This window comes from Arsenophonus endosymbiont of Apis mellifera, assembly GCF_903968575.1.
Lineage (GTDB): Bacteria > Pseudomonadota > Gammaproteobacteria > Enterobacterales > Enterobacteriaceae > Arsenophonus > Arsenophonus apicola.
On sequence record NZ_CAJCFU010000052.1, the window covers coordinates 1 to 25,989 of the forward strand.

The following is a 25,989-nucleotide window of genomic DNA, read 5'->3' on the forward strand; positions in this document are numbered from 1 at the left end:
AGGGTATGGCTGTTCGCCATTTAAAGTGGTACGCGAGCTGGGTTTAGAACGTCGTGAGACAGTTCGGTCCCTATCTGTCGTGGGCGAAGGAAGATTGAGGGGGGCTGCTCCTAGTACGAGAGGACCGGAGTGGACGCACCACTGGTGTACAGGTTGTCATGCCAATGGCATCGCCTGGTAGCTAAGTGCGGAAGAGATAACCGCTGAAAGCATCTAAGCGGGAAACTTGCCTCAAGATGAGTCTTCCCTGACAGTAATGTCCTATAAGGGGTGTTCGAGACGAGGACGTAGATAGGCTGGGTGTGTAAGCGTAGCGATACGTTGAGCTAACCAGTACTAATGACCCGAGAGGCTTAACCTGACAACACCGAAGGTGTTTTGAGAAGAGAGAAGAGATTTTAGCTTGTTCAGAGATTGGTGCCTGTAAGCGGTTACGGCGCTAGAAGTCAACGGGCGAGATGGCCTGCGCATAGCGAGAGGCAGCCGAGATGAGCGCCCGAGGCAGTAGCGTAACGAAACAGGATAGCGAAAAAAGAATTTGTCTGGCGGTAATAGCGCGGTGGTGCCACCTGATCCCATGCCGAACTCAGAAGTGAAATGCCGTAGCGCCGATGGTAGTGTGGGGTCTCCCCATGTGAGAGTAGGGAGCTGCCAGACGTTAATTATGTTTAAAAAGCCACCTAAGGGTGGCTTTTTTTATCTGAAAAATAGCTATATTCAATATAAAATTTGCATAACAGTTTTAATACTGATGCAATTTCTTTATCGATAATACAAGTGATATTTATATTAATTTTAATACTTACATTAATACATAATTAATTATATAAATTATCTTATGGTATATTTATTTGATATTAGAAATATTATTATTCTATTTTTTTAACAAAATTGAGTGCCTAAACATTTATCTATTGAATATTTGATATAAGATTAAATAACCTCAATAAAAGGATAATGATTAAGGTAAACATATGTTAGCTGAACCTATGCTAAGTATTGTTGTTGCTATATTTAATGGCGAACCATTTTTACCAAAATTTTTTAATTGTCTGGAACAACAAAAATTAGAAAATTGGGAGCTTATTTTAGTCAATGATGGTTCAACGGATAATAGTGCTTTACTATTAGAGGAATGTAGAGAACGATTCCCAAATACTAAGATTTTACATCAGGAAAATCGCGGGGTATCTGTCGCACGAAATATAGGAATGAATATGGCGACAGGTAAATATATAGCCTTTCCGGATATTGATGATGTCATTCATGAAGGTATGTATAACCGTTTATTAACATTGACAAAGTTGGGTAATTTAGATGTGGCGATGTGTAATGGTACTTATGTTTATATGGATGGCTCACCCTCTAAATTAATTTTTCCTTTAAAGAAAGTTCCATCGACAGGCATAATTTCAGGAATTGAATGGTTACAAAAAGGTTTAAGCTCAGGTAAATTTTTACACGTTACTTGGCTGAATATTTATAAGTTAAGTTTTATTCGTGAACATCAGTATCAGTTTGAACCGCAACTTCATCATCAAGATATCCCTTGGACAACAGAAATATTACTTAATGCAAAACGCGTTCAGTTTATCAATGAATCTTATTATGATTATTTTATTCATAGTAAATCAGTATCTCATTCATTATGTGGCGATGCTTTACGCGTGCGTAAGGTTAATACTTATTTAAAAATTATTGATATGCTAATGGATATTTACAAAAAATATCCTAATGCGGTAAATCAAACACCCGCTTATTGGTGGCAGATTGGTAAGGAAGGTTTTGGGGTTGTGTTGTCTATTCAAGCAATTGAATCGCCAAAAATTAAATACGAGATGGTTAAGCGCTTTTTTGACGAAGGATATTGGCAAATTACTTGGCAAAATGCGACAACCTTAAAATTAAAATGGCGCCTGAGTCGGCGTTATTTAAAGCTAAAATCGTTACTTAAATACAAATCGTAATGATATGCAAATAGAGATTGTGGTAATGAGAAAATAGCATTCCCCTTATTATTATATTGAGAATAAGCTGGTGATATTGTTATTAAACTTATACCAGAGTTTAGAATTCTTAGATTGACAAATGTGATGGGTTTAATGGATCAAATGTTTTTTTACTTTATAATTAAATATTCTATGGATATTAAATAAATTTCCCAAGTAATGGATAATGTTTGCCACTGTTTGTTTAAACAAGCAGTGGCAATTTTTTGTATCAGCATTAAAAGAAAATTGATATTATTTTTATTAAAATAAAAAATAACATTTTCTAGTAAATAATTTAAATTAAGCGATAAAATGGCTGTAAATGCTAATATAGAAGAGTCAATATTAATATAATGAGTTATAGACAAATAGCATGGATAATTAATGTTAACATTACTTGAATTATTATCATCTGTGGCTTTGTTGGTATGGGGCACATATATTGTCCGAACCGGTATTATGCGGCTTTTCGGTACCGATTTACGCCGAATATTAGGCCAAAGTATCGGAAAAAAATCGCGCGCATTTTTAGCGGGTATGGCGGTTACTGCTTTAGTGCAAAGTAGTAATGCGACGGCACTATTGGTTATTTCATTTGTAACGCAAGGTTTAATTTCTATCACGCCAGCTATGGTTATTATGTTGGGTGCAGATGTTGGTACCGCCATAATGGCCCGGGTGTTAACTTTTGATTTGGCATGGTTATCACCCTTGTTAATTTTGTTTGGTGTTATTACTTTTCTTAGTCAGAAAAAAAATCGGGTTGGTCAATTAGGGCGAGCTGCCATAGGATTAGGACTCATTTTATTAGCTTTACAGCTTATTGTTAGTTCAGCAACGCCGATTACCCATGCATCCGCTATCCAAGCAATTTTTACTTCTTTAAGAGGTGATATTATCTTAGCACTATTCGTTGGTGCTATATTTGCTATGCTCACTTATTCTAGTTTGGCGGCGGTTTTATTAACAGCCACATTAAGCGTGGCAGGACTCGTTCCGCTTTATATTAGCCTAGCGATTGTTATTGGCTCAAATATCGGTAGTGGTTTCTTAGCTATGATAAGCAGTAGTCGGCAAAGCGGATCAGCACGACAGGTGGCTTTAGGCAGTTTGTTGTTCAAACTCATCGGTGCAATAGTGGTTTTACCCTGGATTACACAAATAGCCGCTTGGCTAGAACATTATAATTTTAATCCGTCTGAAGTCGTGATCTATTTTCATGTGTTTTATAATTTACTGCGTTGCTTAGTTATGCTGCCCTTTGTTGAATTCATGTCACGTTTATGTCAACGTCTTATCCCTATTTCGCCTGTAGAGGTTGAGATTTTTGCACCCCGCTATTTAGACAAGGCGGCGTTGGAAACACCTTCATTAGCCATTGCTAATGCGGTAAGAGAAACATTACGCATGGGGGATATCGTTGAGCAAATGGTTCAACGTTTGGCTGAAGTTTTAAATGGCAATAAAATTCAGCGGCGTTATATTACGCATCTGGAAGAAGAGATCGATATGCTCCATAGTAGTATTAAACTTTATTTGGCTCAAATTCAGCAAAATGAATTAGGAGAAGCCGATTCTCGTCGCTGGGCAGAGATTATTGATACTGCTCTGAATTTACAGCAATCAGCCACCATCATCAATCGTATGGCAACTGACGTGGTCAAAAAAATATTTGGCAAACAAAACTTTTTCTCGCCTGAAGGAACTAAAGAGCTAAATACGCTTATGGAACGGTTACAGAATAATTTAAGTTTAGCAATGTCGGTATTTGTCTCTGGAGACATAGATAATGCGCGTCGATTACGAAGAGCTAAACATCGATTCCGGTTATTAAATCAACGTTATGCTTATGCACATGTTGAGCGCTTACATAAACGAAATATGCAAAGTTTAGATACCAGTAACCTACATGTTAGTTTACTTGGTGATATGAAACGATTGAATTCGCTTTTTTGTGCGATTGCCTATCATGTACTAGACGGTGTAAGCGAAAGTCGAGCCGAACAAATTAATCTGGAAAACGATAAAAATATATAATTAATTATTTAAATATTAATTTGAAGCCAATGAATGCCAATAAGCGCAGAATGATTTAAACCGTTATCTTTATCGCATCTTGTTATTTAAACTAATTATTTACTTATGCTATATAAAATTGCAGTTAAATATTGCTACCTATTTTCATTCTCATCTCAAATTCATTTAAAACGAAAGAGGTAACAATATTGTTCAGATAGTTAATTATTTTGCTAGAAATTTATCGTATTAGATTTAACGAAATTTGCTGGCTTGATAAATTTTAAATTTACCTGTTTGGGCAAGTATTTCATGGCGACCAAAAGCTTTATCTAACCAATTAGGGTAGGGTAAGAAGGCGTTGGCAACCATTCTAAATTTTCCACCTGATTTTAGATAACTTGGTGCTTGTTTGATGATGGTTTCAGCGGCTGAATAATCTGTTTTTAATCCATCATGGAACGGCGGATTGCAAATTATCCAGTCGTAACTATCTTCAATCATAGAGTAGATATCACTGGCTATAACATGGCCAGTTAAGCCATTTATTTTTAAGGTTTCAATAGATGATGTGATCGCTGCTGCATGGGTATCGCAAAGCGTTAATTTTATGTTAGGATTTTTTTTGCCAATAACCGTGCCTAGTACACCACAACCGGATGCCATATCCAACAACTTACCTTTTATTGGCGTCTGGAATGTAGAAAGAAGTAATTGACTACCTGTATCCAGCGCTTGCTGGCTAAATACACCAGGCAGAGTTTTGATAGTAATATCAGCTACCTTATAGATATTCCACCAATCAGGCAAATGAAATGAGGGTTGCTTTTCTAGCTGGCAATAGTAGAGGCTACAGCGCCGTGCTGCATCAACTTTACGTACACAACCTATTTCTTTTAGAATTTTATCGACGCTATTTACCCCACTACGATTTTCACCAACAATAAAAATATCACTACCTATTGGTAGAACTGAACATATATTTTGTAGTTGGAAATTGGCTTCTTGTTTGTTTTTGGGCCAAAAATAGATCAGAGTATTAAATTGTGTTGCTACTGCTTTTTCAAGTGTTAAGTCATAATGGGCATTTTCGCCTAGTGCTTTGTTAAATGATAACCAGTAGTGGTATTGATTAGTTAAAATATGTAAAATTTCAGCATTAATTTGTGAGCTAATATTATCTTGCAAGTTACCAGCGATTAAAACACGACGGCCGATAAAATATTCATTATGGCGTAAAATCACTTCACTAGCGGGCGTCAGTGAAGACATAAATTTTGGCTCCTGTAGTAGAAATTAAGTTTCTTTTTATCAACTAGCTATAAAAGGAAAAAATTCGCCGCGTGGCGCAAAAATATCGCTCATAAAATCGGTAATTTTGATAAATTCGTGAGATATGAACTTATTAGTAGGATTATATCACTATTATGAGACTTCAATCCAATAGTTACTTGTTGTCTAATATTTGGTGTTCATGTTGTCCCTTGATAACTTAATAAGTTGTACATTGTTCTTGTTTGATTTAAGGTCTAAATTCAGCAAATAAAATGTTACTAGCAAGCGACAGTAATTGTGCTTATATTGCTATGTCTTGCAATGTTATTATTTTGATTTATCTAGCTCTGTTTGCTAAGGTGCGCGTTATATTTGTGGTGGAGTAGTTTGATGACGATTAGAGATCAATTACTAAAGCATATGGGAATTATGCAATGGACATTACGCAATCCGACGGTACTGCGTGGTGAACATGCGGTGTCTATTCCTGATTCTACCCAATTACTTATCATCGCTGATGAGCGCATTGATTTAGACAACCATTTTGTCAAAGATATTTTACGAGCGATGATGATAGACAGTTGTCAGGTATGTTGTCTATTAACCAAAGAGGTATCGCTGCTACCAAAAGAAGTTCTTTGGCCCTGTTGGATCCTAGGCAGGCAATTAGCTGTTAGTTCAAAAAAATGGGTTATCCATACTTTGCCATTGCAAGAGATTTACTTTAATCCGCAGTCAAAACGCGCTTTGTGGGCGCAAATATGCCAGTATGAAAATAATTTCGAATTTAGAACAAACTGATTTAGTCTCTGCTTTTGCTATTGAAAAAATGAGTCATACTTTTCCCTGGAGTGAAAAAGTTTTTTACAGTAATCAAGGCAAACAATATATTAATTTAAAAATCAGTCTAGAAAATCGATTAATTGGTTTTGCCATCACACAATATCTGCTTGATGAAGCTACACTATTTAATATTGCTATTCATCCTGATTATCAAGGTCAAGGTTGTGGTGAGTATTTATTACGTTATTTAATCGATCAATTGGTAAGCAAAAATATTCAAACTTTGTGGTTGGAAGTCAGACAATCAAATCATGCGGCAATTCACTTATATGAAAAACTGGGTTTTCATATTGTCACAATAAGAAAAAATTATTATCCAGCAGCAAAAAAACGGGAAGATGCAGTGGTTATGGCGTTAACTATTTTGCCTGCTTTATAAATTAGAAATACTCCAATTAAGATAAAAAAAATGGTTTATATTCGATAATAGTACCATTGATAGGCGCTATTAAGTGGGAACTTGCATGGCAATATTAGCTTAATAGAGTCTATTTGTAATGAAACAACATAGAGAAATTATCCCACTTTTTTATAAAAAATTTAAATGCATTGGTGATCAGTGTTTATCTCATTGTTGCCGTGGCTGGACGATTAATGTTGATAAAAAAACACATAAAAAATATAAAACCGCCCATCAAATTGAAATTAAAGAGATCACGGATAAACATCTAATAAAATATCCTAATGGCACAGGTACTAACAATTATTCTTATATCGCCATGAATGAAGAAGGTAATTGTCCTTTTTTCGGGCATGATAAATTGTGTGGGATATATAAAACATTAGGCCCCAGCGCATTAAGTCATACTTGTCAGACTTATCCACGCTCAAAAACTCAACTGGATGGCTATACGCAACATTCTTTAAGTTTTTCTTGTCCAGAAGTGGTTCGTTTAGTGTTATTTCAGCCAGATTCGATGCAATATGAAGAAAATACAGTGATTGAAAATGTTAAAATTACTGAAAAACGCGTGATTGATCAGACTAGAGTAGTTACGCAAGAACATCAATTGATACAACTATTTTGTAGTCATTTGATTATGGCAGATAGTCCTTTTATTGAGGATAATCTCTATGCCCTTGCTCAATTTATGGTGTTTTTACAATCAATAGATTATCAAGTAGAGGCCAATTGTAGCCAAGTAGAAAGTATATTTATGTCGTTAGTGGAAAAATTAACAAATGGAGAAATATATCAACAAAGAAAACAAATTACCTCTTCAGCCAGGCATCAATTAAAGTTTTCTTTATTACTTATAATGCTACGTTTTTTTACTGTTACAGATCGTTCTAAACATTATTTATTACCCGCTTTTACCAATACCATGCACTTTTTTGGTTTAGAGTCAGAATCACTCAATGAGGACATGCTAGCTAATTGGAAAAAATTGGATGATGAATGGCAAAAGATCTTGTCAAGTAGTTGTTTAGCTGAACCGCAGGTGTTGAAAAACTATTTTCTTTATCGAATATATGACGAAAAATTTGGCTTATATGATTTGAAGCAGAGTTTACGCTCACTTTATTATTGTTTTACTGATTATTTTTATATTAAAACATTACTGTCGGTTCAATCAATTTATGATATTGAGGTATCGATGGAAAGTATTCAATTAATGTTTTGTCATTATTCGACCGTTACTCAGCACTCTATTAATTTACGCCAGCAGCTTGATGAATTAATTGATAAACTTAATTTTGGTGATGATTTATCTTGTTTATTATTATTAAATTAGCGACTTTTTATTGGTAACATTTCCCCAATGCCATCTTTATTGATGGCATTTTTATATTATTTCAGATTTTTATTATGTAATAATTATCTTTATATTAATCACTCTACTAAAGATGAATAATATTAACTTATTTATCAAAAATTTAATTAATTGAAATTGTTATATCAATGAATTTAAGTTACTTGTTATATAATATTTTTTTGCTTACCTTTTTCAACTTCAATTATTCAATTATGAAGATCTCAATTTTATAATTAATTACTCTGATTAAAGTAGCCGGATATATTTTTATCATTAAATTAACTTACTAAGGGGAGATCATGGAGACGAAATATCCCTATTATTTTAGTTCACGGATTATTTGGTTTTGATAGCATAGCGGGTTATCCATGTTTTTGCTATAGAAAATCGATTGAAAAAACAGGGCATAATGTGTTTTCATCTTTATTGTCTGACGTTAATTCAAATGAAGTAAATGAAGAGCAATTATGGTTTTACAACAATGTACGTAAAAGAAAGCTAAGTCGCCGCGAGAAAGTCAACTTGATTGTTTATAGTCAAGATGCTTTATTTGCACGCTATTTTGCTGCCAACTATTCAGCCAGTATTGTTTCCGTAACCTCAATGAATGGTGTTAATCATGATTCTGAAATAGCGGATCTTATTATAAAAGTATTAATACCAGATAAATTAACCGAACCGGGGGTTGTTAGTACCGCAAAAAATATTTTCACATTTATTTTTTTTATATCATTAGGTACATTAAAACCGCAAGATCAAATTGCTGGCGCCTTTTCAAAGCAATATGATATATCCACCATTTATGTCAATCATTCCCAGATGTCAGCGAAAAAAAGTTTATAATATTTTATGCAGTGAAAATAAAACATTGTCAATTGTAATAAAAGTATTAGTCGCTTATTTTATAAATTTACTTTAAATATGAAACGTCTATTATAAGAATAATATGTTAATATTTAACCTATTTTGTAATAGGTATTTTATTGATAGCTTTATTTATTTGAGCATGTATAGATATATACTTATATTGATAAAATTTTATAAGATAATAAGTATGTTAATTAGATAATTTATCTCTAGCTAAAAACAATTGTAGATCTTTTTTATATTTAATTTCGCCGACTAACTAAAAAATGTTTTTTAATTAGATGGTAATTGTTTTCAAAGTGGCTTTGTCGGTGTAGAATTTTCGCCAATTTTTATACATCACGTTGTGTATGCTGGGTAGTTATAATGAAAGAGAATAGTTTTTGTCAGAAAATAGCACAGCGGAGAACCTTTGCTATTATTTCTCACCCTGATGCAGGGAAAACCACGATCACAGAAAAAGTGCTATTGTTTGGCCAAGCTATTCAAAAAGCAGGCACAGTGAAAGGTCGTGGTTCGAATCAACATGCAAAGTCTGACTGGATGGAAATGGAAAAGCAGCGGGGAATTTCAATTACCACTTCGGTAATGCAATTTCCTTATCAAGATTGTTTGATTAATTTGCTTGATACGCCAGGACATGAGGATTTTTCGGAAGACACTTATCGTACTTTAACGGCGGTCGATTGTTGTTTAATGGTGATTGATGCGGCTAAAGGTGTTGAAGATCGCACGCGTAAATTGATGGAAGTAACTCGGCTGCGTGATACCCCTATTTTAACCTTTATGAATAAATTAGATCGTGATATTCGCGACCCAATGGAATTAATGGATGAGGTTGAAAGTGAATTAAGTATTGCTTGTAGCCCGATTACTTGGCCAATTGGTTGTGGTAAGTTATTTAAAGGGGTCTATCATCTTTATCGTGATGAAACCATTTTATATCAAAGCGGACAAGGACATGCTATTCAAGAAGTCGTTATTATTAAAGGATTAAATAATAACGAATTGGATAAAGTCATTGGTGATGACTTTGCTGCTCAGCTACGCGAAGAGCTTGAGTTAGTCAAAGGGGCTTCTCATGAATTCGATTTAGACGCTTTTTTGCAAGGCAAATTAACACCGGTCTTTTTTGGTACCGCTTTGGGTAATTTTGGTGTTGATCATATGTTAGATGGTTTGGTCAATTGGGCTCCAACACCGATGCCGCGCCAGGCTGATAGTCGTATTGTTAATGCCCAAGAAGAGAAATTTTCTGGTTTTGTATTTAAAATACAAGCTAACATGGATCCAAAACATCGTGATCGGGTGGCTTTTTTACGCATCGTGTCTGGTAGCTATCAAAAAGGTATGAAACTTCATCAAGTACGAAATAAAAAAGAGGTCGTTATTTCAGACGCACTCACTTTTATGGCAGGTGATCGTTCTCATGTTGAAGAAGCATTTCCGGGTGATATTATCGGCTTGCATAATCATGGCACTATTCAGATCGGTGATACTTTTACCCAGGGAGAAGCGTTAAAATTTACCGGTATTCCCAATTTTGCGCCTGAACTCTTCAAGCGCATCCGTTTACGTGATCCGTTAAAACAGAAACAGTTACTTAAAGGATTAGTTCAGTTATCCGAAGAGGGGGCTGTCCAGGTATTTCGCCCTTTAGCCAATAATGATCTTATTGTTGGTGCCGTAGGTGTGCTTCAGTTTGATGTGGTGGTGGCTCGTTTGAAGAGTGAATACAACGTTGAAGCTATTTATGAGCCGGTAAATGTGTCAACCGCACGCTGGATCGAATGTGATGATGTGAAAAAATTAGAGCAATTCAAACGGAAAAATGAACAGAATCTAGCTTTAGATGGTGGTGACAACCTCAGTTATATTGCTCCAACGATGGTAAATCTTAACTTAACCAGTGAGCGATATCCTGAAATTCGGTTCTGTAAAACGCGTGAGCATTAATTAATCGCATATTGATTTTTTATTACATTACCCTCACTTGTTATTAGTGGGGGGTATGTCTATTCTTTAGTTGTTGTATTTATTGATTTCTCCCAAACTTTTGAGGCAACAAAAATTTCAGTATTAAACACAATAGTAGATATTGAATAGCAGACTTTATTTTAAGGGTCTACTATCAGTTTTAGGGGAAAGCAATATGGGAAGACATATACCAATTACATTGGGGAATATTAAGCCTATAGCCTTCGACGATAATGCACCAGATCTGGGCAAAATAGCATTAGTCTGTGAGGGGGGTGGGCAACGCGGTATTTTTACCGCAGGTGTTTTGGATGAATTTCTCCGTGTTGGCTTCAATCCATTTGACATCATGGTAGGGACATCGGCAGGAGCGCAAAATTTATCGGCCTATCTTTGTCAACAACGCGGTTATGCCCGGAAAGTAATTACTGATTATACCACTAAATCTCAGTTTTTTAGTCCATTACGTTTTATTCGTGGTGGCCATATGATTGATTTAGATTGGCTAATTGAGATTACTTCCCGTGAATTACCCCTTGATTTCTCTACAGGATTGTCCTGTTTAGATAGTGGACGTCAATTTTTAATTAGTGCATGTCGCTATGAAGATTTTAGTCCGGTTTATTTTCAACCTACGCAAGATAGCTGGTTAGATATTATTCGGGCGTCAAGTGCTATCCCTGGATTTTATCGTCAGGGGGCGGTATTTAATGGTCAACTTTACCATGATGGCGGTATAACTGCTTCAATTCCTGTTGAAGAAGCTTATCGCCGTGGCGCAAAAACAATTGTGGTGATTAGAACAGTTCCTTCGGGAATTTATTATACATCCGAATGGTTAAAAAGGATGACACGCTGGCTGGAACACCGCAATATACGGCGCATGGCTAAGATGATCAAAGTACATATTAAAAGCTACCAACAAACACAGAAATTTATTGCTGCGCCACCACCAGATATCCAAATTTTTGAAATTTATCCACCGAAACCTTTAATGAGTTGTGCATTAGGTAGCCGTGCTGCAAACTTAAATAGTGATTATCATATTGGACGTCAATGTGGCCGATATTTTTTAACCAGTTTAAGAGACTATTTTGCTTCTAATGATGCCGCATCTTATCCCTATTCTATTGAAAATAATCAAATGGTTAATTCGGCATCTTTGTCTGCTAATATGACTTCGAATCAGCAAGATGAAGAACCTAAATCCGGTGATGAAGGATTAGTCATTGATGTTCGTTGACACCCATTGTCATTTTGATTTTCCTCCTTTTATCCATGATATTGAAGATAGCTTTTTGCATGCCGCAAAAGTTGGCGTGACCGATATCATTATCCCGTCAGTGGGTATTGAGAATTTAGAGCGAGTATATTCACTGGCACAACAACATCCGCATTTATATGCCGCATTAGGTTTTCATCCTTTGTATATTGCAAATTATTTACCGGATCATTTTACTAAATTAGTGGCATTATTGCAGCAAAACAGCAATAAATGTGTTGCTATTGGTGAAATAGGTTTAGATTATTTTGTTACTAATGCTGCGATTGATCAACAACAAACATTGCTGATCCAGCAATTAAAGTTGGCTAAACAATATGAGTTACCGGTTATTCTACATTCGCGTAAAAGCCATGATCACTTAGCTGCTTTATTAAGACGATTTGATGTGCCGAAAAAGGGAGTTATTCATGGATTTGCGGGCAGTTTATCGCAAGCGAATGCTTTTGTCCGTTTAGGCTATTTTATCGGTATTGGTGGTGTTATCACTTATGAGCGGGCTAAGAAAACTAGAGCAGTAGTTGCGCAATTGCCACTAACGTCATTAGTACTTGAAACTGATGCGCCTGATATGCCATTAGCCGGATTTCAGGGCCAGGTTAATCGTCCCGAAAGAATACATTTGGTATTTGAGACACTATGTAACCTGCGACAAGAGCCAGCAGAGGAAATTGCAGCACAGCTTTATAACAATAGTTTGCAACTATTTAATATCAAAAAAAAGGCAGAATAATATTGGTTAATACTCATATTAATAAGGCATTTAATTATAAAATGATGTTTATTTCGATAATTTTTGCTGGCAAAATCGCTTTTCGTAAGTGATATGTGTCGCAAAATTTATTTTTTCGTGATTTTTCGTTATGATTATTTGCGATACGGACTGCAAGTTATTAATGCAAAATCGATATAATGTCTGCGCATTACACTGACAGTTTATTTTTTAAACAATAGAAATTTTTCATTTGAAATAAAATATACAGGGATATTATTCATGCAACTCATTATGAGCCTGCTAGGGATGGTAGTATTGATTTTTATCGCTATCATTTTTTCCAGTAACCGCCGAGCAATTAAATTCCGTACCGTATTTGGTGCTTTTATTATTCAAATGGCAATGGGAGCATTTGTTCTCTATGTCCCTGCCGGTCGCCGTACTTTAGAAACCGTGTCTGATGCAGTTTCTAGTGTGATTGGTTATGGACAAGTTGGTATGGATTTTATCTTTGGTGGTTTGGTCTCCAATAAAATGTTTGAACTGTTTGGCGGTAGTGGTTTTATTTTTGCCTTACGGGTTTTACCGGTCATTGTTTTCTTCTCCTCATTAATCGCTGTGCTTTATTATCTTGGTATTATGCAGTTTTTTATCAAAATGTTAGGTGGACTTTTGCAATGGATATTAGGCACCTCACGCACTGAGTCGTTATCGGCTACCGCTAATATTTTTGTCGGTCATACTGAGGCGCCTTTGGTTGTCAGACCCTACATTGCCACAATGACAAACTCTGAGCTGTTTGCTGTTATGTGTGGTGGATTAGCTTCTGTTGCTGGCTCGGTATTGGCCGGCTATGCGCAAATGGGGGTGCCAATGGAATATCTGATCGCAGCATCTTTTATGGCAGCACCTGGCGGATTGTTATTTGCCAAATTAATGGTACCGGAAACAGAGAAAACTCATGATGCCGTCAATATGGTCACAGTGGCCACTGGCGAAGAGCGGCCAGTTAACATTATTGATGCCGCCGCCGCCGGTGCCTCTTCCGGTATGCAACTTGCTTTAAATGTCGGTGCGATGTTGCTGGCATTTGTTGCATTGATAGCTTTGCTTAATGGCATTTTGGCGGTGATTGGTGGCTGGATCCATATACCAGGCTTATCATTAGAATTGATCTTAGGCTGGATTTTTGCGCCAATCGCCTACTTGATTGGTATACCCTGGCATGAAGCGACAATTGCCGGTTCATTTATCGGGCAAAAATTAGTGGTCAATGAATTTGTTGCTTATATGAACTTTGGCGAATACTTAAAACCTGATAGCGAGGTGATTGCCGCAGGCAAGCAAGTACTTTCTCAGCATACTAAAGCAATAATCTCTTTTGCATTATGTGGGTTTGCTAATTTGGCTTCCGTAGCCATATTACTGGGTGGGTTAGGTGGAATTGCCCCAAATCGACGTAAAGATGTTGCTCGGTTAGGTTTGAAAGCGGTTTTAGCCGGTTCGTTATCCAATCTAATGAGTGCCACCATTGCTGGCTTCTTTTTATCGTTAGCGACAATGTAACCTAATAAGCCTGGTATATAAACGGTTGTTTAAACACTGAAGCAACAATGTGATTAGCTTTAGAGAATTATATGATGGAATTAAAACTTGCAGCACAACGTGCATTAAACTTGATGGATTTAACTCTGCTAAATGATAACGATACTGATGAACAAGTAAAGATATTATGCAATCAAGCAAAAACCGCCCGAGGAAATACAGCTGCGATATGTATTTATCCTCGCTTTATTCCATTGGCACGTAAGATTTTAACTGAACAAAACACTCCGAGTATTCGAATTGCAACAGTAACTAATTTTCCATTTGGCGGGCATGATATCGCGATTGCATTAGCTGAAACTCAAGCCGCTATTGCTTATGGCGCAGACGAAGTTGACGTTGTTTTTCCTTATCAAGCGTTAATAGCCGGTAATAAGCAAATTGGTTTTGAGCTGGTTAAAGCGTGTAAGGAAATGTGCCTAACCAGTAGAGTATTACTGAAAGTTATTATTGAAGCCGGTGAATTAAAGCAGGCAGCTCTTATTCGTCAAGCGACAGAAATTGCCATTACTGCCGGTGCTGATTTTGTTAAGACTTCAACGGGTAAGGTAGCGATAAATGCCACCCTTGAGAATGTTGAAATTATGCTTAAGGTTATTCGAGATATGGGCGTTGCTAACCAGGTGGGTTGTAAGGTGGCAGGTGGCGTTCGCGCGGTAGAGGATGCAGCTCAATATCTGGCATTAGCCGATCGCATCATGGGAAAAGAATGGGTGGATATTCGTCACTTTCGTTTTGGTGCATCAAGTTTATTGGCTAGTTTATTAAATACATTAGGATGTCAAATAGATAATTTTGCTGGCGACTATTAGTTTTTATTGCTCTCTTTAAGCAGTGTTTCAGTAATTATTGGCTGGCAAAAAAATGAAAATATCTTTTTTAATAATTTGTGAAAATAATCGCTAATAAAGCAGTTTTTAAATACTAGCATTGATTAGTATTTTTATTTATTGACGCTAGTGAAAAGTTATTCTGAACTCGAATTATGGAATGCGTTATTTTTTGTTTAATAATGGATTAATTGAATTTGAACTAACCAAGGGTAGTTATGAAACGTGTATTTATTATGGTTCTTGATTCTTTTGGTATCGGTGCTACACCTGACGCTAATAGATTTGGCGATGCTGGCGCGAACACGTTAGGGCATATTGCGGCCGCTTGTGCACAAGGGAAGGCGGATAAAGGTCGTAAAGGGAAACTCTATTTGCCTAATTTAACACTTTTAGGGTTAGGAAAAGCTGCTGAGGGATCATCAGGAACATTTCCAATCGGCCTGGATGAAGATGCTGAGATTATCGCTGCCTATGGTTATGCGAGTGAGTTATCTTCCGGCAAAGATACTCCATCAGGTCATTGGGAGATTGCCGGGGTACCAGTTTTATTTGAATGGGGATATTTTGCCCAGGAAAAAAATAGTTTTCCGCAACAATTATTGGATAAGCTTGTTGAAGAAGCCAATTTGCCTGGTTATCTGGGAAATTGCCACTCTTCTGGTACAGTGATCTTGGATCAATTAGGTGAAGAGCATATGAAAACAGGCAAACCTATTTTCTATACTTCAGCCGATTCAGTGTTTCAGATAGCCTGCCATGAAGAGACTTTTGGGGTTAAAAATCTTTATCAGCTTTGTGAGATTGCGAGAAAGACGCTGGATGATGGCGCTTATAATATCGGGCGGGTTATTGCTCGACCTTTTATCGGCAATAAAGCGGGCTGTTTTGAGCGTACAGGTAATCGGCGAGATTATTCCGTTGAACCCCCCGCACCAACTGTCTTGAAAAAACTGGTGGAAGAAAAAGCTGGCGAGGTAGTTTCAATTGGCAAAATTGCCGATATTTATGCCAATGTAGGCATTACTAAGCAAGTAAAAGCAACAGGTATTGAAGCACTATTTGCAGCGAGCATTGAGGAGATCAAAAAAGCGGCCGACAATACTATTGTATTTACTAATTTTGTTGATTTTGATTCCTCATATGGACATCGTCGTGATGTTGCAGGTTATGCGGCTGGACTTGAGTTATTTGATCGCCGTTTACCTGAAATGCTGGAGTTAATTGAAAACGATGATATTTTGATTATTACTGCTGATCATGGTTGTGACCCGACTTGGCGAGGAACTGATCATACGCGAGAAAATATACCTATTTTAATTTATGGTCCGAAAATAAAACCTGGAGCATTAGGTCATCGGCAGACCTTTGCTGATATTGGTCAAACCATTGCACAATATTTTGGTTTATCTCCAATGGCATATGGCAAAACGCTATTTTAAGTATGATGGGAAATATTCGTTGATATTCCCAATATTATTGATAAGAAATTAAAGGAAATCTATCTATGGCTACCCCACATATTAATGCTGAGATGGGCGATTTTGCTGATATTGTTTTGATGCCAGGTGATCCGTTACGTGCCAAACATATTGCAGAAAAATTTTTGACTGATAGCCGTCAGGTAAATGATGTTCGTGGTATGTTAGGTTTTACTGGTAATTACCAAGGCCGTAGTATTTCTGTGATGGGACATGGAATGGGTATCCCATCTTGTTCGATTTACATGAAAGAGTTAATCACTGACTTTGGTGTTAAAACCATAATACGAGTTGGTTCCTGTGGGGCGATTAGCCCTCAAGTTAAATTACGCGATATTATTATTGGCCTAGGCGCATGCACTGATTCAAAAGTAAATCGGTTAAAATTTGATGATAATGATTTTGCTGCTATTGCTGATTATGACTTGGTGCATAATGCGATTACCGCCGCTAAAGCAAAAAACATCAATGTTCGGGTAGGTAATATTTTTTCTACTGATCTGTTTTATTCACCTCAAATGCAAGTATTTGATACGATGGAAAAATATGGCATTTTGGGCGTAGAAATGGAAGCTGCTGGTATGTATAGTATAGCCGCAGAGTATGGTGTGAAAGCTCTAACTATTTGTACAGTATCTGATCATATTCGTCTTGGTGAGAAGACAACTTCAGCAGAACGGCAAACGACATTTAATGAGATGGTTGAAATTGCGTTAGAATCAGTATTATTACTAGATTAAAAATAGAGCATTAAATTTAAATCAAGTAAGAAAGCAGATTTTAATCTGCTTTCTTTTTAGCAATTTTTATTTTTGCTGATTGCGACTATTGCTTATTGATAAAAATGGTAATTTTGGCCAATGTATTGGAATCGATCTTGCTAAGATATTAGCCAAAATAAAACCGATTGTGAGTGCTAGCAATAGCATGATCTTTAATAAATTAGCCATATTATCTATTTGTTTAGATCCTATACTGAATTGATGAGTATCGATGGTTAAACGTAAAAAACCTTTTGGTTTTTCTGTATCAATGATTGGAACAACCAATTGATAGTTAACATAGCTGTGGCATGGTGGTTGATTAAGGGATAACCGCTCTCGTAAAGCAACCTTTTCACCCGCATGTTGAATTTGGGTACCATCATTAAGATAAACGCTGGCATCAAGAATATGTTCATTAATTGTTAATTGATTAAGAATGGCAAGGATCTGTTCATTATTAAAACTCTTACCATCACTTTGTATATAATTGGATAAGCTAAAAGCGACTTGTTCAGCAAGTGTAATTGCTAGTTCTTTAAACTGCTCGATTCTGATTTGCTGATGTGAACGACTAAAATAGGTAACTCCTTGGATTAGAATAACAAGTAAGAAGAGGCAAATTAAAATGATAACTGTTTTATGTAATCGAAACTTTAATTTTGTTTTAATCATAATCGGCTCTTTTAAACTTAGTTCATTATCATATTGCCAGAGCTTAAGATGTTAGGGTAGTTTAAAAAGTTATTTTTTTGTTGGCCAATTGTCGCAATTGGATTACAGGAGTATGAATTAATGTCGACCAGTTTAACCTATTGTTATTTGCCTAATGAGATCCAAAAGTGGCCTGGATTACCACTTTCATTGAGTGGCGAAGAAATTATGCCATTAGATTATCGGGCTGGTGATAGTGGTTGGTTGCTTTATGGGCGAGGGCTTAATAAACAACGTATTAGTCACTTTCAACAACGCTCTGGTAGTGCCATTGTCATTGTTTCTTCTTGGCGTATTGATGATTATCAAGTCGTGCGTATTGCGGGTAGCTTAAGTGCAAAAATAAAGAAAATAGCTGAAGAGTGTAGTCTAGATGTTGTACCGCTGGGTAATATTCCTCGTTTACGTGCGCCAGGATTGTTGGTAATGGATATGGATTCAACAGCAATTCAAATCGAATGTATTGATGAAATTGCTCGTTTGGCGGGAGTTGGTAAGCAGGTTGCTGAAATTACTGAACGCGCTATGCAAGGGGAAATTGATTTTAGTGAAAGTTTAAAAGCTCGGGTTAAGTTACTTGCTGGAACCGACATCCAAATTTTGCAAAATGTATTAACGCATATGCCCTTGACACCAGGCTTAACGAGTCTTGTCCGTAAATTGCAGGCGTTTGATTGGCATGTTGTTATAGTTTCAGGTGGATTTAATTTTTTTACTAATTATTTAAAGGAAAAATTAAAATTAACCGCAGCGGTGGCTAACAAACTGGAAATTAAGGATAACAAATTGACAGGTAAAGTGCATGGCAATATTGTCGATGCTAAAGTGAAAGCTCAAACCTTGATAAAATTAGCTAGACAATACTCTATTCCAATCGAGCAAACCGTTGCTATCGGTGATGGCGCCAACGATGTAAAAATGATCCGTAAGGCAGGGTTAGGTATTGCTTATCATGCAAAATCCAAAGTACAGGCCAGGGCAAAAGTAGCGATTCAACATGGTGATTTAATGGGAGTACTTTGTGTTTTAAGTGGTGGTTTAAAGCATGAAGAACGTTAATTATTAGAACAATAAATAAGAGAGGCAATGGCGGTGGCAAAAGCAGTAAAAAAAGCATTTGTCTGTAATGAATGTGGTGCAGATTATCCTCGTTGGCAAGGCCAATGCATCGCTTGTCATACCTGGAATACGATCACCGAGGTAAGGTTAGCAGCCAGTTCTTCCTCACGAGCAGAACGCTTTAATGGTTATGCCGGTGGCGCCGCAGGTAATCAAGTTCAAAAATTGTCTGCCATTAGTTTAGAAGCATTGCCACGTTTTTCTACTGATTTTAAAGAATTTGATCGTGTGCTTGGTGGTGGAGTGGTACCCGGTAGCGCAATTTTAATTGGCGGTAATCCAGGCGCAGGTAAAAGTACATTGTTGCTGCAAACTATGTGTCGGCTTTCCTCACAAATGAAAACTTTATACGTCACTGGTGAGGAGTCTTTACAACAAGTAGCGATGCGAGCTCATCGATTAGGGTTACCGTCCGACAATCTCAATATGCTATCTGAAACCAGTATTGAGCAAATCTGTTTGATAGCCGAGCAGGAGCAACCAAAATTAATGGTGATTGATTCTATTCAAGTCATGCATATGGCTGATATACAGTCATCACCGGGTAGTGTGGCACAAGTGCGAGAAACGGCGGCTTATCTTACCCGATTTGCTAAAACACGAGGGATCGCCATTATCATGGTAGGTCATGTCACGAAAGATGGTTCTTTGGCCGGTCCCAAAGTGCTTGAACACTGTATTGACTGTTCAATCATGCTTGATGGTGAAGCAGACTCACGATTTCGTACTCTAAGAAGTCACAAAAACCGATTTGGTGCGGTTAATGAACTGGGTGTGTTTGCTATGACGGAAAAAGGGTTAAAAGAAGTAAATAACCCATCCGCTATTTTTCTCAGTCGGGCAGAAGAGATCACCTCAGGTAGCTCGGTGATGGTGGTGTGGGAAGGAACACGCCCATTGCTGGTGGAAATTCAGGCATTAGTGGATTATTCAATGTTAGCTAATCCGCGGCGAGTTGCTGTTGGCTTGGAACAAAATAGATTAGCAATTTTGCTGGCTATTTTGCATCGACATGGTGGATTGCAAATGTCGGATCAAGATGTTTTTGTGAATGTTGTAGGTGGAGTTAAAGTGACGGAAACCAGTGCCGATCTTGCGTTACTCTTTTCATTAGTATCAAGTTTCCGTAATCGTCCACTGCCGCGTGATGTTGTGGTTTTTGGTGAAGTGGGGTTAGCCGGTGAAATTCGTCCAGTACCGAGTGGCCAAGAGCGAATTATTGAGGCGGCAAAACATGGTTTTAAACGCGCGATTGTCCCTTATGCAAATGTGCCCAAAAAACCATTACCCAATATGCAGTTATTTGGGGTAAAAAAACTGTCAGAGGCATTAACGGTTATGGAAGACTTTGATTAACCGGAGAGGCGATGAAACAGTTTGATTATTTGAAACAGGCAATAAAGCAAACTGGTTGTACTCTACAACAGATTGCTAGCGCTTGCGGCATGACTAAAGGTTATTTAAGCCAATTAATTAATGATAAAATTAACAATCCTAGCGCGCGAAAAATTGCCGCATTACATCGTTTTTTAAATATTGAATATCCATTAAAGCCTAAACGGGTTGGCGTAGTATTTGGTAAATTTTATCCCTTACATACCGGACATATTTATTTGATTCAACGCGCATGTAGTCAAGTTGATGAGTTATATGTCATTCTTTGCCATGATGAACCACGTGATCGAGCGCTTTTTATCGACAGTTCTATGTCACAGCAACCGACCGTCAGCGATCGGCTACGATGGTTATTACAAACCTTCAAATATCAAAAAAATATTTATATTCATTGCTTTGATGAACAAGGCTTTGAGCCATACCCACATGGCTGGCAAGTGTGGAGTGAAGGAATGAAAAAATTTTTAATGGCAAAAAATATTCAACCACAATTTATTTATTCAGGCGAAGTGGATGATATTGCGCATTATAAAAAATATCTTGGCGCAGAAGTGGTGCTGATTGATCCTGAACGCACATTTATGAATATTAGTGGTCATCAAATTAGGCAAGCGCCATTTCGTTATTGGGAATATATTCCAACGGAAGTAAAACCTTTTTTTGTCCGTAAGGTAGCCATATTAGGTGGAGAGTCGAGCGGTAAATCGACTTTGGTTAATAAGTTGGCAAATATTTTTAACACCACCAGTGCCTGGGAATATGGTCGTGATTATGTTTTCTCTCATTTAGGTGGCGATGAGATGGCATTACAATATTCTGACTATGACAAGATCGCATTGGGTCATGCAAAGTATATTGATTTTGCCGTTAAATATGCCAATAAAGTTGCGTTTATCGATACTGATTTCATTACCACTCAAGCTTTTTGTAAACGATATGAGGGCAAACCACATCCTTTTGTGCAAGCATTGATTGATAAATACCGTTTTGATCTGGTTATTTTATTAGAAAATAATACTCCATGGGTAGCGGATGGATTACGTAGTTTGGGTAGTGATGAGGAACGCAAAACATTTCAAAATTTATTGATTGAACTACTGATTGAAAATCAAGTGCAGTTTGTGGTGGTTGATTCGCCTAATTATGATGAGCGTTTCTTACGCTGTATTGAGCTGGTTCAGCAATTACTTATGATGGATGAAAGATCCCCAAGTCTTTAAATGATAAGGCTCGCTTTAGCAAGCCTTATGCTATTTGAATTATTTATTTGCTCATCTTTTTATATTTGATACGATGCGGTTCTAGCGTATCAGCGCCCAATGTCCGTTTTTTGTAATCTTCATATTCACTAAAATTACCTTCAAAGAAAGTGACTTTTCCTTCATCCTGATAATCAATAATATGAGTAGCAATCCGGTCAAGAAACCAGCGATCGTGGGAAATAACTAATGCACTGCCAGGGAATTCCAGTAATGCATTTTCTAACGCGCGTAATGTTTCGACATCCAGATCATTGGTTGGCTCATCCAGCAGTAACATATTTCCACCAACCTGGAGTAGTTTTGCCAAGTGTAATCGGCCACGTTCACCACCAGAAAGTTCGCCAACGCGCTTACCCTGATCAACACCTTTGAAATTAAAACGCCCGACGTAGGCTCTACTTGGGATTTCAAAATTACCGATGCGCATAATATCTTGTCCGCCGGATACCTCTTCCCACACAGTTTTGTTATTGTCCATCGAGTCGCGAAATTGTTCAACCGAGGCAACTTTAACGGTTTCACCTAAGATTATGCTGCCAGAGTCAGGCTGTTCTTGACCTGAAATCATCCGAAAAAGGGTTGATTTTCCCGCGCCATTTGGACCGATAATACCTACGATAGCTCCTTTAGGGATCGAGAAACTGAGGTTATCAATTAAAACTCGATCACCATAAGATTTACTGAGATTTTCAACCGTTAAAACTTTGTCACCAAGGCGCGGACCTGGTGGAATGAAGAGCTCACTGGTTTCATTACGTTTTTGATACTCAACACTGTTTAACTCTTCAAAACGGGCTAAACGGGCTTTTCCTTTCGCTTGACGACCTTTAGGATTTTGTCGGATCCACTCAAGTTCTTTTTCGATCGATTTGCGGCGAGCTGCTTCGCTGGAAGCCTCTTGTGTTAGGCGAGTCTCTTTTTGTTCTAACCAAGAGGAATAATTACCTTCCCATGGAATGCCCTCTCCTCGATCAAGCTCCAGGATCCAACCGGCAACGTTATCCAGGAAGTAACGATCGTGAGTGATTGCAACAACGGTGCCTTCGTAATCATGTAAAAACCGTTCTAACCAGGCAACGGATTCTGCATCCAAATGGTTAGTTGGCTCATCAAGTAATAGCATATCGGGTTTTTCCAGTAGTAGCCGACAAATAGCTACTCGACGCCGCTCTCCACCGGAAAGTTGTTCTATTTTTGTCTCCCAGGCGGGTAAGCGCAATGCATCGGCGGCACGCTCCAACTGATTATCCAAATTATGACCATCATGTGATTGCAAAATGGCTTCTAACTGTCCCTGTTCTTTTGCCAATTTGTCAAAGTCAGCATCAGGTTCTGCGTAGGCAGCATAAACTTCATCAAGGCGAGTTAGAGCATTTTTTATTTCACTAACCGCCTCTTCGACTGCTTCACGTACGGTATGATTAGGGTTAAGTTTTGGTTCCTGGGAGAGATAGCCAATTTTGATCCCTGGATTAGGGCGTGCTTCACCTTCAATTTCAGTATCGATGCCAGCCATAATGCGAAGTAAGGTTGATTTACCCGCTCCGTTAAGGCCTAGAACACCAATTTTGGCACCCGGGAAGAAACTTAGAGAGATATTTTTTAAGATATGTCTTTTCGGTGGGACAATTTTTCCCACTCGATGCATGGAATAGACGAACTGTGCCAATTTATTCTACCTTTTAGCTAATTGAATAATTTTAGATATCAACGTGTTGCTTATCTCATTTAAAGAAAATATTCAGACTCTTGGTTAAATTCTGCCTAAATTGCGATTAAGATTAATAATATTAATAAGATCTTAATTAAGATTTATTGCGGATCTTTAGCATAAAGTTTTGTTAAAATAAATAATTACCTTATCCATATTGTATTAAGCCATTTAATTAAGCAGGTAGGTTGCTGCGCGGTTATTATACACGATCCTATTTACTATCATTAGTAGTTTAGTTTTTAGCTAGGATATTGATTGTCAAGCGTACTGACAATCATTTTACCATCCTATGAATGGTATTTTATAATCTATTTTTTAATAATCTCAGTGATTATATTTGTTTTTGATAATAATATTTTTATATAGATATTGTTATCTTAAACAGGAGTGAACAGCGATGTCGAAAAAATGGTGGCAAAAGATAATATTGCTGATCATACTCTGGTTACCTTTCCTTGCTCTGGGAGACTCATTAACTGCTCAACGTGAGCGTTATCAGGCAATTAAACAAGCTTGGGATGCTAATGATAATCAGCGAGTCGCAAATTTGATGCCAACATTAACAGAATACCCGCTTTATCCCTATTTGGAATATCGACGATTAACGCAAGATCTTAATACAATATCGATAGCGCAAGTTAAGGATTTTATTAAACGATATCCTTATTTTCCTCTCAATCAAAAGTTATCTACCCTTTTTGTCAATCAGCTTGCCAAGCGTAGCGAATGGCATGGTTTGCTAGCTTTTAGCCCGACAGCACCGAAAGCGATTATTGCACGCTGTAATTATTACTATGCTAAATGGCAAACCGGTAATAAGCAAGCGGCGTGGCAGGGGGCGAAACAGATTTGGTTGCACGGTTATTCACTACCTAAAGCATGCGATCAACTATTTACTCTTTGGCAACAGGCGGGTCAATTAACTACAGAATTGATTTTGCAACGTATTTTTTTAGCCATTAAAAGTAATGATGCTGCTTTGGTTACTAGCTTAGTCAATCGATTACCCACTAAAGAGCAAATTATCGGTCAACACTTGGCCAAATTACAGCAAGATCCTGCTTCAGTGGTGGAATTTGCTAGCAAGGTCAAGCCATCAGAGTTTAATCGACAACTAATATTAGTAATATTTAGCCGTTTTGCGCGCCAATCGGTAGAAAAAGCCAAGCTAGCGCTCCCCATAATTACGCAAACACAGAAAATGAGTCATTTCCAACAACAGCAATTGAAGGAAGATATTGCCTGGCAATTATTCGGTGATGTGACGCAAGCACAAGCAAAGTGGCGTGATAGTGTTATTCAACATTCATCTTCCATTTCTTTACGTGAACGAAGAGTGCGCTTAGCGTTAGCAAGCAATGATATGCATTCACTTGCGCAATGGTTAAAACGATTACCGAAAGAGAGCAAAAATAAGGAAGAGTGGCAATATTGGCAAGCGATCACCTTAATCGCTCAAGGCAAACATAAACAAGGTAAAAAAATATTATTCAATTTGGTAAAGCGGCGCGGATTTTATCCCATGGTTGCGGCACAAAAATTGAACATTTCGTATCCTATTAATATTGCGCTTACCGCTAAACCTGAAGATGATATCGATTCATTGCCTGAAGTGCGGAGAATTGGCGAATTATTGTATTGGCAAAAGGAAAATTTAGCCCGAACTGAATGGATCAATCTGCTTATCAGGCAGAAAAAAGTTCGCCAACAGCAACTAGCACGCTATGCATTTGAACACCGGTGGGCCGATTTGAGTGTACAGGCGACAATTATTGCCAAACTATGGGATCATATAACCGAACGTTTTCCTATAGCCTGGGAACGTGAATTTGAACGCTACACAAAAGATAAAAAAATTGATAAAAGTTTTGCCATGGCGATAGCCAGACAAGAAAGTGGTTGGAATTCACAAGTGCGTTCTGCGGCGGGTGCGATAGGTTTGATGCAATTAATGCCACAGACAGCACAACAAGTGGCAAAATCTAATGGCATTGTAGCTTATACCGATAGTAGTAAATTGATTGATCCGGCAAAAAATATTGAGCTTGGTACCGCATATCTAGAGACCGTTTTTCAGCAATTTGGTCTTAATCGAGTTTTAGCTTGTGCAGCTTATAATGCAGGCCCTGCTCGCGTAACACGTTGGTTGGCAGTAAGTGACGGAAAATTAAATGTTATCGCTTTTATTGAAACTATTCCATTTTCTGAAACGCGACGTTATGTTAAAAATGTGCTTGTCTACAATCTTTATTATCAACATTTTCTCGGTAAATCAGTTAAACTATTGACGGAAAGGGAATGGTTGATGAACTTTAGTGCTCTTATAGCCATCATCAAGCCGTTTATGCTATGCTGTTGTACTAGTTAAATAGTATGGCGGTATAT

20 protein-coding genes and 2 rRNA genes are annotated in these 25,989 nt (G+C 37.4%); 19 read left to right on the forward strand and 3 right to left on the reverse strand.

Annotated elements, in window-relative coordinates; genetic code table 11:
• The 4 genes from H1X92_RS07590 to H1X92_RS07605 all read left to right on the forward strand — a co-directional run.
• Positions 1-361 (forward strand): 23S ribosomal RNA (locus H1X92_RS07590); the annotation flags it as partial.
• A gap of 180 nt (positions 362-541) precedes the next feature.
• Positions 542-657: ribosomal RNA gene (rrf, locus tag H1X92_RS07595) — 5S ribosomal RNA — on the forward strand.
• Between the two features lie 317 nt (positions 658-974).
• Complete coding sequence (locus H1X92_RS07600) at positions 975-1,967, forward strand: glycosyltransferase (protein ID WP_180559580.1); 993 nt, start codon at positions 975-977, stop codon at positions 1,965-1,967.
• 408 nt (positions 1,968-2,375) lie between these two features.
• Positions 2,376-4,028, forward strand: a complete 1,653-nt coding sequence (locus H1X92_RS07605; RefSeq protein WP_180559581.1) for a Na/Pi cotransporter family protein — start codon at positions 2,376-2,378, stop codon at positions 4,026-4,028.
• Between the two features lie 234 nt (positions 4,029-4,262).
• Here H1X92_RS07605 and rsmC read toward each other — a convergent pair whose 3' ends face one another.
• Positions 4,263-5,279, reverse strand: a complete 1,017-nt coding sequence (gene rsmC, locus H1X92_RS07610; protein WP_180559582.1) for a 16S rRNA (guanine(1207)-N(2))-methyltransferase RsmC — start codon at positions 5,277-5,279, stop codon at positions 4,263-4,265.
• 393 nt (positions 5,280-5,672) lie between these two features.
• On the opposite strand from rsmC, the gene H1X92_RS07615 reads away from it, so the two are divergent.
• The 11 genes from H1X92_RS07615 (at position 5,673) to deoD (ending at position 17,379) form a co-directional block, all read left to right on the forward strand.
• Entirely contained in the window at positions 5,673-6,083 is a 411-nt protein-coding gene (locus tag H1X92_RS07615; RefSeq protein WP_180559583.1) for a DNA polymerase III subunit psi, read from the forward strand.
• Complete coding sequence (gene rimI / locus H1X92_RS07620; protein WP_180559584.1) at positions 6,052-6,504, forward strand: ribosomal protein S18-alanine N-acetyltransferase; 453 nt, start codon at positions 6,052-6,054, stop codon at positions 6,502-6,504. Before H1X92_RS07615 ends, rimI begins: the two co-directional genes overlap by 32 nt.
• A 118-nt stretch (positions 6,505-6,622) precedes the next feature.
• On the forward strand, positions 6,623-7,861 hold the full coding sequence (gene fliB, locus H1X92_RS07625; RefSeq protein ID WP_180559585.1) for a flagellin lysine-N-methylase: 1,239 nt from the start codon (positions 6,623-6,625) through the stop codon (positions 7,859-7,861).
• 432 nt (positions 7,862-8,293) lie between these two features.
• On the forward strand, positions 8,294-8,725 hold the full coding sequence (locus H1X92_RS07630) for a hypothetical protein (protein WP_180559586.1): 432 nt from the start codon (positions 8,294-8,296) through the stop codon (positions 8,723-8,725).
• 390 nt (positions 8,726-9,115) lie between these two features.
• A complete protein-coding gene (prfC, locus tag H1X92_RS07635; RefSeq protein WP_180559587.1) occupies positions 9,116-10,705 on the forward strand; it encodes a peptide chain release factor 3 in 1,590 nt (529 codons plus the stop codon).
• 196 nt (positions 10,706-10,901) lie between these two features.
• Entirely contained in the window at positions 10,902-11,969 is a 1,068-nt protein-coding gene (locus H1X92_RS07640) for a patatin-like phospholipase family protein (protein WP_180559588.1), read from the forward strand.
• Complete coding sequence (locus H1X92_RS07645; protein WP_180559589.1) at positions 11,959-12,741, forward strand: TatD family hydrolase; 783 nt, start codon at positions 11,959-11,961, stop codon at positions 12,739-12,741. Before H1X92_RS07640 ends, H1X92_RS07645 begins: the two co-directional genes overlap by 11 nt.
• Positions 12,742-13,002: 261 nt before the next feature.
• Positions 13,003-14,289 carry a NupC/NupG family nucleoside CNT transporter gene (locus H1X92_RS07650; protein ID WP_180559590.1) on the forward strand — a complete coding sequence of 429 codons (1,287 nt, stop codon included), beginning with the start codon at positions 13,003-13,005 and terminating at the stop codon, positions 14,287-14,289.
• A gap of 71 nt (positions 14,290-14,360) precedes the next feature.
• Positions 14,361-15,140 (forward strand): deoxyribose-phosphate aldolase, encoded by a 780-nt coding sequence (gene deoC, locus H1X92_RS07655; RefSeq protein ID WP_180559591.1) that lies wholly within the window; start codon positions 14,361-14,363, stop codon positions 15,138-15,140.
• 236 nt (positions 15,141-15,376) lie between these two features.
• A complete protein-coding gene (gene deoB / locus H1X92_RS07660) occupies positions 15,377-16,600 on the forward strand; it encodes a phosphopentomutase (RefSeq protein ID WP_180559592.1) in 1,224 nt (407 codons plus the stop codon).
• A 65-nt stretch (positions 16,601-16,665) separates the two neighbouring features.
• Positions 16,666-17,379, forward strand: coding sequence for a purine-nucleoside phosphorylase (deoD, locus tag H1X92_RS07665; RefSeq protein WP_180559593.1), 714 nt, complete (start codon positions 16,666-16,668; stop codon positions 17,377-17,379).
• Positions 17,380-17,445: 66 nt separating this feature from the next.
• On the opposite strand, the gene H1X92_RS07670 is transcribed toward deoD, so the two are convergent.
• Complete coding sequence (locus tag H1X92_RS07670; protein WP_180559594.1) at positions 17,446-18,075, reverse strand: AhpA/YtjB family protein; 630 nt, start codon at positions 18,073-18,075, stop codon at positions 17,446-17,448.
• Positions 18,076-18,195: 120 nt separating this feature from the next.
• Here H1X92_RS07670 and serB point away from each other — a divergent pair, with 120 nt between their 5' ends.
• From serB to nadR, 3 genes are read left to right on the forward strand one after another with little or no spacing between them, the layout of a single operon-like run.
• Complete coding sequence (serB, locus tag H1X92_RS07675) at positions 18,196-19,173, forward strand: phosphoserine phosphatase (protein WP_180559595.1); 978 nt, start codon at positions 18,196-18,198, stop codon at positions 19,171-19,173.
• A gap of 33 nt (positions 19,174-19,206) precedes the next feature.
• Entirely contained in the window at positions 19,207-20,589 is a 1,383-nt protein-coding gene (gene radA, locus H1X92_RS07680; RefSeq protein WP_180559712.1) for a DNA repair protein RadA, read from the forward strand.
• An 11-nt stretch (positions 20,590-20,600) separates the two neighbouring features.
• A complete protein-coding gene (nadR, locus tag H1X92_RS07685) occupies positions 20,601-21,848 on the forward strand; it encodes a multifunctional transcriptional regulator/nicotinamide-nucleotide adenylyltransferase/ribosylnicotinamide kinase NadR (RefSeq protein ID WP_180559596.1) in 1,248 nt (415 codons plus the stop codon).
• A gap of 43 nt (positions 21,849-21,891) precedes the next feature.
• Here nadR and ettA read toward each other — a convergent pair whose 3' ends face one another.
• A complete protein-coding gene (ettA, locus tag H1X92_RS07690; protein ID WP_180559597.1) occupies positions 21,892-23,559 on the reverse strand; it encodes an energy-dependent translational throttle protein EttA in 1,668 nt (555 codons plus the stop codon).
• A 442-nt stretch (positions 23,560-24,001) separates the two neighbouring features.
• Between ettA and sltY the strand changes: the two genes are divergently transcribed.
• Positions 24,002-25,972, forward strand: a complete 1,971-nt coding sequence (gene sltY, locus H1X92_RS07695; protein WP_180559598.1) for a murein transglycosylase — start codon at positions 24,002-24,004, stop codon at positions 25,970-25,972.
• Positions 25,973-25,989 lie beyond the last annotated feature (17 nt).